The sequence below is a fragment of the Nocardioides sp. J9 genome, from assembly GCF_007829375.1.
GTDB lineage: Bacteria > Actinomycetota > Actinomycetes > Propionibacteriales > Nocardioidaceae > Nocardioides.
This window is the reverse complement of sequence record NZ_VLJQ01000077.1, coordinates 31,326-45,637: the sequence shown is the minus strand read 5'-3', so window position 1 is coordinate 45,637 and position 14,312 is coordinate 31,326. Positions and strand designations below refer to the sequence as shown.

Below are 14,312 nucleotides of genomic sequence, written 5' to 3'. Positions count from 1 at the left end.
CACTGACGGTGACGGGCTCAGCGACGAGGACGAGGCCACCCACGGCACCGACCCCGAGAACCCCGACACCGACGGCGACGGGCTGACCGACGGCGCCGAGGTCAACACCCACGGCACCGACCCGACGGTCGCCGACACCGACGGTGGCGGCGTCAACGACGGCGACGAGGTCGCCAACGGCACCAACCCCGTCGACACCCCCGACGACGACACCGACCCGACCCCGACCGACACGGATGGTGACGGGCTCAGCGACGCCGACGAGGCCACCCACGGCACGGACCCCGAGAACCCCGACACCGACGACGACGGGCTCTCCGACGGCGACGAGGTCCACACCCACGGCACCGACCCGACGGTCGCCGACAGCGACAAGGACGGACTCGCGGACGGTGCCGAGGTGAACACCCACGGCACCGACCCCCTGGACCCCGACACCGACGACGGTGGCGTGACCGACGGGGCCGAGGTCGCCAACGGCACCAACCCGGTCGACGACCCGTCCGACGACCTGCCGGGCACCGGTGACGCCGACGGCGACGGCCTCAGCGACGCCGACGAGGCCACCCACGGCACCGACCCCGAGAACCCCGACACCGACGGTGACGGGCTCTCCGACGGCGCCGAGGTCAACACCCACGGCACCGACCCGACGGTCGCCGACACCGACGGTGGCGGCGTCAACGACGGCGCCGAGGTGGCCAACGGCACCGACCCCGTCGACGACCCGAGTGACGACCTGCCGGCCACGGACGACGCCGACGGCGACGGCCTCAGCGACGCCGACGAGGCCACCCACGGCACCGACCCCGACGACCCCGACACCGACGGTGACGGGCTCTCCGACGGCGCCGAGGTCAACACCCACGGCACCGACCCGCTCGACCCCGACACCGACGACGGTGGCGTGACCGACGGGGCCGAGGTCGCCAACGGCACCAACCCCGTCGACAACCCGGCCGACGACGTGCCGGGCAACGACCGTGACGGCGACGGCATCAGCAACGACGACGAGCTCGCCCTGGGCACCGACCCGGACGACGCGGACTCCGACGACGACGGCCTCACCGACGGCGCCGAGGTCAACACCCACGGGACCGACCCCACCGACGCCGACACCGACGACGACGGCGTGGACGACGGTGTCGAGGTGGCCGACGGCACCGACCCGACCGACGCGGACAGCGACGACGACGGCGCGAACGACGGCGCGGAGAAGGCGGCCGGCACCAACCCGCTGAAGGCTGACACCGACGGCGACGGCCTGACCGACGGCCGTGAGCTGACCGGTGCGACCGGGTGCGGCACCGGCAAGCGCACCAACGCGCTGCGCAAGGACACCGACGGCGACGGCCTGACCGACGGCCAGGAGGTCGCAGGCATCGTGGTGCGGCAGAAGGTCTTCACGATCAACGGCAAGCCCCGCAAGGGCAAGAACATCGGCCGCGTGCGGACGAACCCCTGCGCGAAGGACACCGACCGCGACGGCCTGACCGACCGCCAGGAGATCCGGGGCATCAACGTCAACCAGTACGCGTGGCGCTCGAAGGCGAACGGCGGCCGCTACAAGATCGGCCTCCGCAAGTCGAACCCGCTCGTCAAGGACACCGACCGTGACGGCCTGACCGACCGCCAGGAGGTCACGGGCAGCGCCAACCGGAAGTTCGGCAAGCGCCGCAGCGACCCGACCGTGGCCGACACCGACTGGGGTGGCCTGCGCGACGGCCGCGAGGTCAGGGAGAAGAGCGACCCCACGCGGTACGGCAAGTAGGCTCCGCCGCGTGGATGCGGAGGAGATCGAGCGCTCAGCCGCCCTGGAACGCCGCCACTGGTGGTACGCCGCCCGCCGGGCCCTCGTCCGGCGGGCGGTTCGCCCGTGGACGCCGGGCCGGGCGGTCGACGTCGGGTGCGGCATGGGCGGCAACACGGTGGTCCTGCGTGAGCTGGGCTGGCAGGCCGTCGGGGTCGAGTACACCGCGACCGGGGCCAGGATCGCCGCGTCCCGCGGGATCCCCGTGGTCCGCGGCGACGGCCGCCGCCTGCCGATCGCCGACGAGTCGGTGGACCTGGTGATGTCCACCGACGCCTGGGAGCACATCGACGACGACGTCGCCGTCGCGGCCGAGACGTTCCGTGTGCTGCGCCCCGGGGGCCGGGCGCTGGTCGCCGTGCCGGCCGGGATGGCACTGTGGAGCGGCCACGACGTCGCGCTCGGACACGTCCGGCGCTACGAGCGCGACCAGCTTGCCGAGCTGGTGCGTGGCGCCGGCCTGGTGATCGACGACCTCTACTCGTGGAACGTGCTGCTGCGGCCGGTCGTGCGGGCCCGCCGGCGCGGCAAGGAGGCCCCGCAGAGCGAGATGGAGGCGGTGCACCCGGTCCTCAACGCCGGGCTGCGCGTCGCGGTCGGGATGGAGCGGGTGCTCCCCCTCAAGCGGCTGCCCGGCGTGAGCCTGGTCGTCGTCGCCCACAAGCCCTGACGGGCTCGCACCGGGTCACATCCGGTAGAGCCGGGCCTCCAGGAGCGCCCCGTCGCCGCGGCGCAGCTCGGGCTTCATGATGTCGTCCCACGCGATCGGCGCGGTGCGCCGCGGCTTGCGGGCGGTGAGCAGGGCGGTCAGGACGCGCGCCGCGACCGCCTCCCCCGTGCCGTGGTGGGCCTCGGCGTTGACGGTCGCCTCGACGAATGCCGGGTCGTGCTCGCCCTCGACGCGGATCGGCTGGGAGCCCTCCCAGCGCAGGGCGATGATGTTGTGGTGGTGGTTGCTGTCGATCAGCTTCTTCACCGGCCCCGCGAGGCCCGAGCGCTGCAGGTAGGCGTCGATCTCGCTGTCGAAGGCCGGCGCCTGCTTGGCGGTCATCACCAGCGTCGGCGGGCGCGTCGACTCGTCGAGGCGGCACCACCACAGGTGGCTCGGGAAGTCGATGATCTTCGCGGCCGAGGCCTCGGGGACCTCGATGTAGCCGGCCCTGGCGACGCGGGTGAGCTCGCGGACGACGCCGACCGGGTCGGTGACGTGCTCGAGGACGTGCGAGCAGATGGCGTAGTCGAACACCCCGTCGGCGAACGGCATGTCCGCGGCGTCGGCGTCGAAGAGCGGCCGGTCGATCCGGGTCCGGCCGGTGCCGGAGCGCTGCCCGGCGAACGCGTCGTCCGGGTAGCGGTCGAGGAGCACGTCGGCGCGCCAGGACGGCTTGTCCCCGCTGCCGACGTCGAGGACGAGGGCGTCGGGCCCGACGGGCACGTCGATCCGTCGCTCGTGGAACGAGCGCAGCCGCTCCTTCATGGTGGACACCTCCGGGACGATAGCGACGGGTGGACCGCTGACGACAACGGCCCCGGGCGCGAGCCCGGGGCCGTCGTCTCCCTCCGTTGAAAGAGGAGCTGAGGGGTGCTCGTCAGGCGTTGACGAGCTTCTTCTCCTCCGCCTCCTCGCGGCGGTGCGCAGCGGCGGAGCGGCCCAGGAAGAGGCCGGCAGCGAGCAGCGCGATGCCGAGGAGGGCGAGGATCAGCGGGAAGGTGAGCTTCATGCCGCCGAGCAGGGTGGCGTTGGAGCTGGCGTCGTCGACCAGCTCGGCGACCTGCTCGTCGGTGTACTCGACGGTGGCGGTGAACGCCGGCACGGTCTCGCCGTCGTACCGCAGCTCCTGGACGCGCTCCTCGACCCGGTCGACCGGCGAACCGGTGGTCGGCTCGACGAAGAAGGTCCGGGTCATGCCGTACCACATCTCGGCGTCGACGGACGCCTCGTCGGAGCCGAAGACCGAGCCCGGGACCTCGCGGGTCTCGACGACCTGCGGCTCGATGGTCTGCACGAACTTGTAGACCGTGAGCCCGTCGATCTTCTCCTCGCCCTCGTAGACCGCGTCGACGGCCTGCTCGACGGTGCCGTCCCAGACCGGGTAGTCCTTCTTCTGGGTGTCGAACGGGAACTTGAAGACCTGGCCCTCGCGGACGGTCGGGACGCGCTCGCCGGCGGCGACCTCGACCCACGAGTCGCACGACTCGCACTCGACCGCGGCGCCGGAGACGGCGTCGAACGACGCCCGCTCACGGGCCTGCTGGAAGACCGAGCCGTCGGCGCGGGTGACCGTGGTCGAGTTGACCCACACGACCGTGCCGTCCGGCGCGTCCGCGCCGGAGTCGGCGATCGTCCGGGAGGTGACCTCGAGGTCGGTGGTCTCGGTCTCGAGCACCTCGGGGTCGCTGTTGAAGACCTGGGCGTCCTTGGCCTCGAGGCGGGTGATGCCCTCGTAGTCGGCCGGGACCGTCGCCAGGGTCGGGTAGGCGTAGGCACGCACGAGGACGGCCGCGACGATCATGAAGACGCCGAGCCCGACGGCTACGGCTGCAAGCTTGCTGCGCATGGTCAGCACCTCTCAGAAGGCCACGCGAGGCTCGCGTGGGTCGTGGGAACGGCCGGCGTGGGTGTCCGGCCGGTGAGCATCTCGGTGGTGAGGTCGCGGGCGTGGGCACGCATCTGCGACCAGTCGAACCGGTGGGCCCACGCGAGGCAGGCCCGGGCCCGGTGGATCCGGGTGGTGGGGTCGTCGGCGTCGGCGAGGGCGGCCTCGATCCGCTGCGCCAGCCGGGTGGTGACGACCGACCGGTCGGCGTCGTCGGCGACGAGCCAGCCGGACTCGGCGTGGCGGATGGAGTCACGGAGGCCGGGCACGTCGCGCGCCACGGTGGGCACGCCCCAGGCCGCGGCGTCGATGACGGCCTGGCCCCAGCCCTCGGCGTCCGACGCACACACGTGGACGGAGGCGCGGGCGAGCACGTCGCCCTTCTCCTCCTCGGACAGGTAGCCGTGGAAGGTCACCAGCCCGCCGAGGCCGCGGCCGGCGGCGTGGGCGACGAGCCGGTCGTGCTCGGGCCCCTGGCCGACCACGTCGACGTGGATGTCGCGACCGGTGCGGGCGCTGACCAGCGCGACGGCGTCGAGGGCCAGGTCGACCCGCTTGTGGGTGACCAGGCGGCCCAGGACGACGACCCGGTCGGCGTCCTTCGTCGCTGCCTCGACCGCGTGGTACGGCGGCAGCTCGGCGCCGTTCTCGAGGATCCTGATGTCCCCGCGCCAGCCCAGCTGGCTGCGCATCTCGGCCGCCGTCGACGGCGACACCGCAGCGACCACCCGCCGGCGGTAGACCCGCCGCATCGCGACCCGCTCCAGCCACCGCCCGAAGGCAGCGACGGGTGCCGGGAAGTGCACGGCGAACTGGGCCTGGTGGACGTGGTGCACGACGAGCAGCACCGGCGTGCGGCGCCGGACCACGAGCGGCGAGAACGACGGCAGCCCGCAGGCCGGGTCGATCACCGTGTCGATGTCGCGACGGTGGCGCAGCAGCCAGGCCAGGGCGAACAGGTAGAACCCGAGCGCACCTCCCCCACGGCGTACCTCGATCCCGTCGCGCACGGCGCGGGCCGACTGGCCCTTCTCGCGGGTGGTCACGAAGCGGACGTGGGCGCCGCCCTCGCGCAGGGCGCGGGCGTACTGCCAGGCGTAGATCTCCGCTCCTCCGGCCAGCGAGTGGTCGAGGTCGCGCCAGTTCACGACGACGACCCGGCGGCCGGCGAGGCCGGTCGGGGACGTCATCGCGGGCTCCGCAGCGCGAGGCTGACGACCACCGGCACCGCGACGGCGGCCGGCAGGGCAGCGGCGGCGGGCAGCGGCATGGGGGACCGCGTTCCGCTGGCCGCCACCCTGCCGGGGTCCGGCGCGAGCCCGCGGGTCGACCAGGCGATCCGCGCGAGCTCGGCGAAGGCTCCGGCGCCGTGGCGCGCAGGCACGAAGGTGGACCCGGGCACGTCGACCCAGGTCACCGGGATCTCCTCGATCCGGGCGCCGGCGACCCGCAGGCGCACCAGCAGCTCGACGTCGAACGAGAAGCCCGCCGTGCGCAGGTCCTGCACGGCGGCTCGGACGAGCTCGCCGCGGAACACCTTGAACCCGCACTGGGTGTCGACGATGCCGGGCGTGAGCCGCCGGGCGAGGCGGCGGTACGCCGCCGCGCCGGCCGAGCGGCTGCGGCAGTGCCGCGCCTCGGTGACGCTGTCGTCGAGGCCCCGGGACCCGATGACGACGTCGGCACCGAGCCGGAGCCGCTGGACCGCGGTCTCGAGCGCAGCCAGGCCGGTGGCGCCGTCGGCGTCCATGAAGGCCACCACGTCGGCGTCGCTGGCCAGCAGGCCGGCGCGCACGGCGGCACCCTTGCCGCGCCGGGCGCAGTGCACGACGCGCACGGGCAGTGCCGACGAGTCCGCAGCGCGGGCCACGTCGGCGGTCGCGTCGGCGCTGGCGTTGTCGACGACCAGCACCTCGACGCGGCCGAGCTCGCCGCGGTGGGCGGCGACGTGGCGTCGCAGCTCCCGCAACGTGCGCGGCAGGCGGCGTTCCTCGTTGAACGCCGGAATGACGATCTGCAGCATCGGACCCTCCCAAGCCGTCTGCTCAGACGTCCCCCCTCCCAGGTGGACGTGTGACTCGACCGCCCGCCGTCAGCAGACGACGAGCGACCGGACGACTACTGGTCCGAGTAGCTGTAGAGCTTCTCTTCGCTGACCGGCTTGTGCTCGGACTGAGCAGCGTTGACGCCGGCGACAAGAACGGCGGTGGAAGCGAGTGCTCCGACAACCGTGGCAATGATCGTGTTCATGCGCTGGTCCCCTCCCAAAGACCGGCACAGAGCGCCACGCCCCCCATGTCCATCATGTGGTGTGACGCCCGTTACTCCCTGTCCGGAGTATCGCGACAACGCCAGCCAAAAGCAAAAGAATCGCCAAACCGTGACCAAATCCGACAAGAATTCGGCGCACCTGCGGGGCTTCCGGGCGCACCGCGGTCGGGCCGTCGGCGACCGTGCCCCCGCCGGCGAGGTCGACGAGGGTGAGCCCGTCGGCGTCGTACCGGACGGTGCCGGGCGGGACCTCCACCTCGACCATCCCCTGCTCGACGAGCACCCAGCGCACGCCCTCGGCGCGCAGCGCCGCCGCGGGGTCGGCCGCCTCGAGGGCCTCGGCGACGGCGAGCACGCGCGGGTCCTCCGGGGGCACCACGGTGTCCTCGAGCAGCACGCTGTCGTCGACGATCACGGTGCCGGGCAGGAAGCGCGGTGCGGGGTCGAGGACGGCACGCCGGTCGTTCCACGCGTAGCCGCGGTAGGAGCCGGCCCACGGCAGCACCACGGTCACGTCGTCGTCGCCCACGAGCTCCGCGACGTCCCCCCACGCCTGCGGGTACGACGACCGCGGGATCCCGCCGCCGAGCGCGAGGCTCGGCAGCAGCAGGACCGGCGCCGCGACCAGCAGCACGACGGCGCTCCACCACGCGCCACGCCTCGGCCGCACCAGCCCGCGCAGGTGGGTCACGGTGTGGGCTGCCCCGATGGCGAGCACGAGGCCGAACGGCGCCAGGAAGCGGTGCGAGTCGCGCAGCAGGGCCAGCCCGGGCACGCCGGACGCGAGCGACTCCAGAAGGTCGGCGCCCCACCCGGTGGCCGGCACGAGCGCGACCAGCAGTGCTCCGAGGCCGAGGCCGAGCCAGCGCCGGCGGTCGGGGCCGGCGTGGCGCAGGCCGGCCAGCGCGGCGAGCGAGAGCAGGCAGGCGAGCAGCACCACGACGCTGCTGGTGCGCTCCCCCGGCACGATCGAGGTCTTCCAGATACCGCCGAGCGAGAGGGTGCTGGCCACGACCCCGGCGCCTGACTCGGCACGGGCGGCGAACGCCGCGAAGACCCCGTCGGTCGACACCCGGACCGCGTCGGCGGTGAGCGCCGGGACGGCCCAGACCAGGTTGGCCACCGTGCCGATGACGGCGACCGTCAGCCAGGTGCGCCGGTCCCGGCCGAGGGCCAGCACCGCGAGGACCGCGAACGCCATCGCCCCGCTGGAGGGGCTGCAGACCGCGGCGGCGGCGAGGGCCACGGCGCGCCCCTCCCGCAGCCGCAGGGCGCCCAGCGCCACCCACGGCAGCAGCAGGTAGCCCAGCAGGATCGCCCACTGCCCGATCAGCAGCCGCTCCAGCACCCAGGGGTTCCAGCAGAACAGCGTCGTGGCCGCGGCCCGTGCGTACCAGCGGTGGCCGGTGGCGCGGGCGGCGGTGGACCGGGCGACCAGCCGCGCGACCCCGACGCCGCCGGCGAGGAAGCCGCCGAGGAGCAGGACCCGCTGCACGAGCGCGCCGGGCAGGACCTGGCTGGCCAGCGAGACGAGCGCGTCCATCGGCACCGCCCGCGGCAGCGACTCGTCGAGCCCCMGCCACGCGTCCTTCCACGGCTGGCGCGGCACGAAGACCATGTCCCCGACGAGCCAGAACCCGCCGCCGACGAGCAACGGGCCGAGCACCGCCACCGCCACGGCCAGGCTGACCGCGACGTCGACGGACACGCTCGCCGGGGGACGCCTCATCCCCGCTCCGGGGGCGTGGTGCGGGCCAGCGCCGCAGCAAGGCCGAGCGCGATCGCCGCGCCGGTGGCGAGGTCGACCGCCCGCGGCGCCAGGTCCGGCCCGTCGGTCAGCACGACCACGAACGCGACCAGCGCACCGAGCAGCACGGCACCGGCGACCGCCTGCACGACCCGTGGCCAGCGGGCCAGGAGGACCCCCAGCGCGCCGGCGACACCGACGACCGGTCCCCCGACGAGCCACGCCAGCACGCCACCGGCGAGCACCGCGGCCGCCGGACGCAGCCACCGTGCACGGCCGGGACCGCGGCGGTGGCCCGCACGCTCCGGACCCTCTGGCTGGTCCGGCTGGAGGGCAGGCGGCACCGGCGCGACGGGAGCCCGCCTGCGCCGTACCGCACCCGCGACCAGGATCGCCAGGGCGAGCAGGAGCACGGCTCCGAGCAGCACCAGCCCGGCGACGAGCACGATGATGTAGCCGCGCTGCGGCTCGTAGACGAGCTCGACCTCGCCGGCGACGTCCTCGGGGACCAGCCAGCCCTGGGCCCAGCCGTCCACGGTGATCCGCTCGAGCTCACGGCCGTCGACGGTCGCGACCCAGCCGAGGTTCACGTTGTGGGGCGAGGACAGCACCGCGTCCTCCCCCGGACCGACCTCGAGCCGCACCCGGGTGTCGGAGACCGAGAGCAGCTCGGTCTCCCGCGAGCGGGCCGGCCCCCGGTCGGGGTCGGCGCCCGAGTCGACCGAGTCGAGGGTGAGCGCGACCGGCTGGAACTGCTCGGTCGAGCGGACCTCGACCCGGTGCTCCCCCGCCTCGAGGCGCAACGGGCCGCCGTCCTCGTCACAGGGCTGGACGGCCAGCTGCCCGGCGGCGACGACGTCGCCGATCATCCCGACCACGCGGGTCGGCACGGTGCGGCCGTCGACGACGAGCGGCGGCCCGAACCCGCACACGGCGCCGGTGGGCCCACCGCCGTCGAGGGTGGCCGCGACCCGGGCTCCCCCGAGCCGGACCTCGCCGACGCCGAGCGGCGCGCCACCGACGGTCTCCACCGAGCGGCTGAAGGTGATCGTGAGCCGGCGGGCGCGCAGCGGCTCGAAGCCGCCGTACCCGCGCAGGTCGGCGGTGCGGACCTCCTCGCCGTCGGCGGTCGTCGCGCGGATCTCTGCGCGGTCGGGACGGACCGCGACGCCGGCCGGCGGGTCGACGACGATCCGGCGCAGGGTGCGCACCTCGCCGAGGTCGACGGTCAGCGTGGGCTCGGGGTCCCGCGGGTCGGCGACCCAGGACGTGGCGGGGTTGCCGTCGTGCGCCATCCGTGGCGAGACCGCGGGGTCGACGCCGAGCCACGACGAGCCGGTGACCTTCGTGCCGCCCAGCGGCTGCAGCAGCTCGACGGTCGCCGGTCGGCTGCGCGCGACCGCGAGCCCGCGGACGGTGAACTCGCCGCCCTCCTCGAGGGTGAAGGTCCGGTCGATGCCGGTCGTCTCCTCCGCAGCGCGGGCGCGGTAGCGGTCGCAGTCCGGGCCGAGCAGGGTCAGCACGCACGACCGGGTCTCCGGGGACGCCGACAGCAGCACGTCGGGCGGCCCGTCGGTCGCGACCTCCGGGAGGACGAGGGTACGGCGGGGCGTGACCCCGTCGATGGTGACCTCCGCGAGGCCGATGGCCGACTGGCGGCTGGGTGCGTCGAGCGCCTGGACGCGCACGCGGTCGGCCCGGACGTCGAGGACCACGGAGCCCGCGCCGGTGAACGGGTCGACCTCCACCTCCTCGCTCGCGGAGCCGGCGGTGACCCGCCAGCGGCCGACCTGGTCGATGCCCTCCGCGAGCGGCTGGGCCAAGTGCACCTCGCCGACCCGGCGCTCGGTGCCGAGGTCCACCTCGACCCACTGCCCGACGGCGTCGGTGAACGGGCTGGTGCGCCAGAAGGTCGTCTGGTCGCCGTCGAACGCGGCCCAGGGCGAGTTCTCCGCGTGCACGGCCCCGAGCGAGCTGGTCCACGACCGTGAGCTCGACGCGTCCACGCCGGCGATGCCCTCGTACTCGGCCACGACGGGCTCCGCCCCGGCTGCACCCGGGTAGTTCGGCACCACCCGGTCGCCGCGGTAGGGCTCGTCCTCCGCCATCACGGCGCTCTCGGCGTCCTGGATCCGCCCGAACGCCCGCTCGCGCTTGCGGTAGGCGTCGCCGAGGACCTGCGCGTCCCGGTCCCAGCCGGGCTCGCCCGCGAGGATCATCGCCTGCGCCGGGCCGACGAGGCCGTAGCCGACGGCCGCGACGGCGGCCTCCACGGAGCCGGCGACGGTCACCGCGTCGTCGACGTCGCGCACGTCGTACCCGCCGGTGCCGGTCTGCGCACCGACCGCCGGCTGGACGGAGAAGATCTCGATCGCGGGGCCGAACTCGAGCTGGCCGAAGGTGGCGATCGACTCGAGGCCCGGGGAGCGGCCCAGCGCCACGCCGACGAGGCTGGCGGAGGTGGCCTGGGAGACGCTCGGGTCGAGGTCGTGGCGGACCAGGACCGCGTCGATGCCGAGACGGTTGAGCAGGTGGCGCAGGTACGGCGAGCCGGAGCCGGTCTCGAGGAAGGTCTCCATCATCGAGAACAGCCGGATCGTCTCCGGCGGCGTCAGCGGCACCTGGGACCGGGTGATCCACGGGCTGCGCGCGACCGCCTCCATCGGCTCCTCCATGGTCCAGCCCCACTGCTGGATGCCGAAGCCGGACCCGGGGATGACCCAGGTCGCCCCCGCGCCCGGGGTCTGCGCGGAGTACTCCTCGAGGAACTCCGCCGCGTCGTGCCAGTAGTCCGGGAGCTTCTCCCAGCCCGGCGTGCGGGTGTCGGCGGTCGCGATCGGCTGCACCATCGCGACCAGGCCGCCGGCGAGCGCGAGCGCCAGGCCGCCGGCGCCCACCTTGCGCAGGGTGCGGCTGCGGCCGCGCTCGCGGGTGGTGAGGTGGCGGACCATCTCGGCGACGATCGACCCGAGGCCGATGGCGATCGGAACCCGGAGCACGGGGTCGACCTTGGGCACGTTCCGCAGCGGCGCGAGCGGGCCGTCGAGCAGGTCGCGCAGCGCCTGGCCGACCGGGCTGTCGAGGGTGCCGGTGTGGGCGATGACCTGGCAGGTGAGGCCGAAGCCCGCGGCGAGCAGCAGCGGGGTGCGCCAGGGCCCTTGCATCCGCAGCAGGCCGATGAACGCGACGATGGCGACGACGCCGGTGCCGAGCACCAGCCACGGCTCGTAGGCGAGGTCGTAGCCGGCCGGCCACCAGCGGCGTCCGCCGACGGAGATGTAGCCGACCCAGTTGCTCGCCCCGCGCAGCACGGCGGCAAACCCGGAGGTGCCGGTGGTGGCGCGGGCGTCCTCCACGAAGTCGTAGAACGGCGGGSTGTAGGCGCCCAGCCGCAGCAGGGACAGGATCCACCACGCACTGACGGCCCCGACCAGCGCGAGCCAGCCGACGCCGAAGTGCCAGGTCAGCCGCCGGGTGAGCACCGCCCAGCCGACGATGATCGCCAGCAGCGCGGCCGGCGCCGCGGTCGCGGTGCCGTTGACGCCCCCGGAGCAGGCGAAGGCGGCCGCCGACAGGACCGCTGCCTCCCGGGGCCGGAGCCGCCCCTGGGTGGCCAGCACGATCGGCAGCACCGCCCACGGCAGCACCGCGCCGGGCAGGATCTCCGCGCTGCGGGTGCCGATCTCGGTGACGTGGCGCGGGGTGAGGCCGTAGGCCAGGCCGGCGACCGCCGCCCCGACGGAGCCGATGCCCAGGGCACGGGCGAGGCGTCGCACGCCCTCACAGGCGAGGAGCAGGATGAGGATCGACCAGAGGCGCTGCGAGACCCAGCCCGGCATCCCCACCAGCTCGGCCAGCCAGAAGAAGCTGCCGTGCGGGAAGAGGTAGCCGTAGGCCTGGTTCTGCATCTCCCCCAGCGACACCTCGGGGTTCCACAACGCCAGGGTCCCCTGGAGGTGCGGACCGGGCACCTCGGTCAGCTCGAACCGGGTGTCGCTGGTCGACTGGCCCCACTTCTCGGTGAACACCAGCAGCGAGATCGCGGCGTACACCGCGACCAGGAGCACCCGGCCGCGCCGTTCCTTGCCCGGCATCCGGCCTCCCTCTCCTCGTGCTCGTGGCGGTCGTCAGCATACGAGCGCGTGTCCCGGATGGGCGGAACCGGGACCGTCCGCCTACCCTGCACGCGTGACGACTGATGCCCGGGTCTCGCGCTCGCGGGTGCGCGACCTGCTGCGCAGCACGGCCGGCATCGCCATCGCGATGGCCGTCACCAACGTCGGCACCTACGCCTTCCAGATGGTCGCCGCACGCCTGCTCGGCCCCAGCCAGTACGGCGAGGTCGCCAGCCTGATGGCGCTGCTGCTCGTGCTCTCCGTCGTCCAGCTCGGGCTCCAGGCCACCGCCGCGCGGCGGATCTCCGCTGAGCCCGACGACGTCGCCGCCATCGAGGAGACCGTGCTGCGCACGACCTGGGGCAGCGCGCTGCTGCTCGGCGGCATCACCCTCGCCGCCGCGCCCGCGGTGTGGCAGCTGCTGCGCCTCGACGGCCTGCTGCCCGCCGTGCTGCTCGCGCTCGCGGTGGTGCCGGTGACGATCATGGGCGGCCAGGCCGGGGTGCTGCAGGGCGAGCGCCGCTGGCTTCCGCTGAGCCTGGTCTACCTCGCCGTCGGTGTCCCCCGGGTCGTCATCGGCGGCGGCTTCCTGCTGGTGTGGGACACCGAGACCAGCGCCATGCTCGGCGTCCTCATCGCGTCCTGGCTCCCCGTCGCCGTCGGTTACTGGGCGCTGCGCCACCGCGCCGACGGCCCCGGCGAGTCCCACGACCACCACGTCCGCCGCGACGTCGTCCGCGAGACCGCCGCCAGCTCCCTGGCCCTGCTCGCCTTCCTCGCCCTGTCGAACCTCGACGTCGTCGTCGCCCGCAGCGTCCTCGGCGACCACGACGCCGGGCTGTACGCCGGCGGCCTCATCGTCACCAAGGCCGTGCTCTTCCTGCCCCAGTTCGCCGTGGTCATCCTCTTCCCCTCGATGTCCACCGCCGCCGAGAGCCGCGGCGCGGTGCTCAAGGGCCTGACCTTCCTCGCCGTCCTCGGCGCCGCCGCCACCGCCGCCACCTGGCTCCTCGCCGACCTCGCCCTCGTCTTCATCGGCGGCGACGACTACGCCGGCGTCCGCGACGACCTCTGGCTCTTCGCGGTCCTCGGCAGCCTGCTCGCCGTCCTCCAGCTCCTCGTCTACGCCGGACTCGCCCGCCGTGGGCGCACGACGAAGTGGATCATCGCCGCCGGCGTCGTGGCTCTCGTCTCCGCCGGCGCCGTCGCCGACGCAGTCCGCGAGCTCGCCGTCACCGTCGCGGTCGTCGACGTCGTGGTCGTCGTCCTGCTGATCGGGCTGCAGGTGGTCCGGCACCGGCGGATGGCTGCTCCGGTGGGTGGCCGGGCCTAGCTGGCTGGTGCGGGCCGGGTCGCGGGGTTGCGGTTTGGTCCCAAACGACGTGCGACACGCCGTGCGGGCATGTCGTTCCTGCCCAATCGGCGATCTTGTTCCGGGCTCGTCCAGGCGGCCGCGCTGAGCCGACCGCCTGCTTGCGGCGCGGATGTCGGCACGGGCTCCGCCCGCGCCGCCACAAGCGGCCGCCTGGCCTGTCGTTTGGTCCCAAACGACACGCGACACGCCGTGCAGGCATGCAGTTCCTGCCCAATCGGTGCGACTCAGGCCTGCAGGGCGAGGACGTCATACGAACCGTGGGCTCCAGCCCACGCAACGCATGACGTCCCGCCCTGACCGCCCAGATCCCGCCCGGGCCTACGCCCGGCTTGCCGCCAGACGGACGGTGCCATCCGCCGGAGCCAACTGCGGGCGCGGCAGCGTGGCGCCCGCGCCG

General features: G+C 74.3%; 10 protein-coding genes. 3 read left to right on the top strand and 7 right to left on the bottom strand.

All coding sequences use genetic code 11. The features are described from left to right. Together L615_RS12570 and L615_RS12565 are read left to right on the top strand one after the other, a co-directional pair. On the top strand, positions 1–1,771 hold a 1,771-nt coding region (locus L615_RS12570), incomplete at its 5' end, for a binary toxin-like calcium binding domain-containing protein (protein ID WP_315897790.1). A 10-nt stretch (positions 1,772–1,781) separates the two neighbouring features. After that, on the top strand, positions 1,782–2,480 hold the full coding sequence (locus L615_RS12565; protein WP_028654353.1) for a class I SAM-dependent methyltransferase: 699 nt from the start codon (positions 1,782–1,784) through the stop codon (positions 2,478–2,480). Positions 2,481–2,495: 15 nt separating this feature from the next. On the opposite strand, the gene L615_RS12560 is transcribed toward L615_RS12565, so the two are convergent. From L615_RS12560 to L615_RS12535, 7 genes are all read right to left on the bottom strand, one after another. Beyond that, positions 2,496–3,287 carry a class I SAM-dependent methyltransferase gene (locus L615_RS12560; protein ID WP_261376678.1) on the bottom strand — a complete coding sequence of 264 codons (792 nt, stop codon included), beginning with the start codon at positions 3,285–3,287 and terminating at the stop codon, positions 2,496–2,498. 112 nt (positions 3,288–3,399) lie between these two features. After that, positions 3,400–4,368, bottom strand: coding sequence for a DUF3068 domain-containing protein (locus L615_RS12555; RefSeq protein ID WP_036516645.1), 969 nt, complete (start codon positions 4,366–4,368; stop codon positions 3,400–3,402). A 2-nt stretch (positions 4,369–4,370) separates the two neighbouring features. Then, positions 4,371–5,597 (bottom strand): glycosyltransferase family 4 protein, encoded by a 1,227-nt coding sequence (locus tag L615_RS12550; RefSeq protein ID WP_145725273.1) that lies wholly within the window; start codon positions 5,595–5,597, stop codon positions 4,371–4,373. Further along, the gene (locus tag L615_RS12545) at positions 5,594–6,430 is read right to left on the bottom strand and encodes a glycosyltransferase (protein WP_051485431.1); all 837 of its coding nucleotides are present in this window, start codon (positions 6,428–6,430) and stop codon (positions 5,594–5,596) included. The genes L615_RS12550 and L615_RS12545 overlap by 4 nt, the downstream gene beginning before the upstream one ends. Positions 6,431–6,525: 95 nt before the next feature. Beyond that, positions 6,526–6,657, bottom strand: coding sequence for a hypothetical protein (locus L615_RS24225; protein WP_261376671.1), 132 nt, complete (start codon positions 6,655–6,657; stop codon positions 6,526–6,528). A gap of 52 nt (positions 6,658–6,709) precedes the next feature. Continuing rightward, on the bottom strand, positions 6,710–8,407 hold the full coding sequence (locus L615_RS12540; RefSeq protein WP_145725272.1) for a hypothetical protein: 1,698 nt from the start codon (positions 8,405–8,407) through the stop codon (positions 6,710–6,712). Further along, positions 8,404–12,519, bottom strand: a complete 4,116-nt coding sequence (locus L615_RS12535) for an alpha-(1->3)-arabinofuranosyltransferase family protein (protein ID WP_145725271.1) — start codon at positions 12,517–12,519, stop codon at positions 8,404–8,406. The genes L615_RS12540 and L615_RS12535 overlap by 4 nt, the downstream gene beginning before the upstream one ends. A gap of 94 nt (positions 12,520–12,613) precedes the next feature. On the opposite strand from L615_RS12535, the gene L615_RS12530 reads away from it, so the two are divergent. After that, positions 12,614–13,873 carry a lipopolysaccharide biosynthesis protein gene (locus L615_RS12530; RefSeq protein WP_261376670.1) on the top strand — a complete coding sequence of 420 codons (1,260 nt, stop codon included), beginning with the start codon at positions 12,614–12,616 and terminating at the stop codon, positions 13,871–13,873. Positions 13,874–14,312 lie beyond the last annotated feature (439 nt).

What these genes read in the sequence shown, in the direction of transcription:
- L615_RS12560 (WP_261376678.1), bottom strand. Translation starts at nt 3,287, where the DNA reads ATGAAGGAGCGGCTGCGCTCGTTCCACGAGCGACGGATCGACGTGCCC.
- L615_RS12555 (WP_036516645.1), bottom strand. Translation starts at nt 4,368, where the DNA reads ATGCGCAGCAAGCTTGCAGCCGTAGCCGTCGGGCTCGGCGTCTTCATG.
- L615_RS12550 (WP_145725273.1), bottom strand. Translation starts at nt 5,597, where the DNA reads ATGACGTCCCCGACCGGCCTCGCCGGCCGCCGGGTCGTCGTCGTGAAC.
- L615_RS12545 (WP_051485431.1), bottom strand. Translation starts at nt 6,430, where the DNA reads ATGCTGCAGATCGTCATTCCGGCGTTCAACGAGGAACGCCGCCTGCCG.
- L615_RS24225 (WP_261376671.1), bottom strand. Translation starts at nt 6,657, where the DNA reads ATGAACACGATCATTGCCACGGTTGTCGGAGCACTCGCTTCCACCGCC.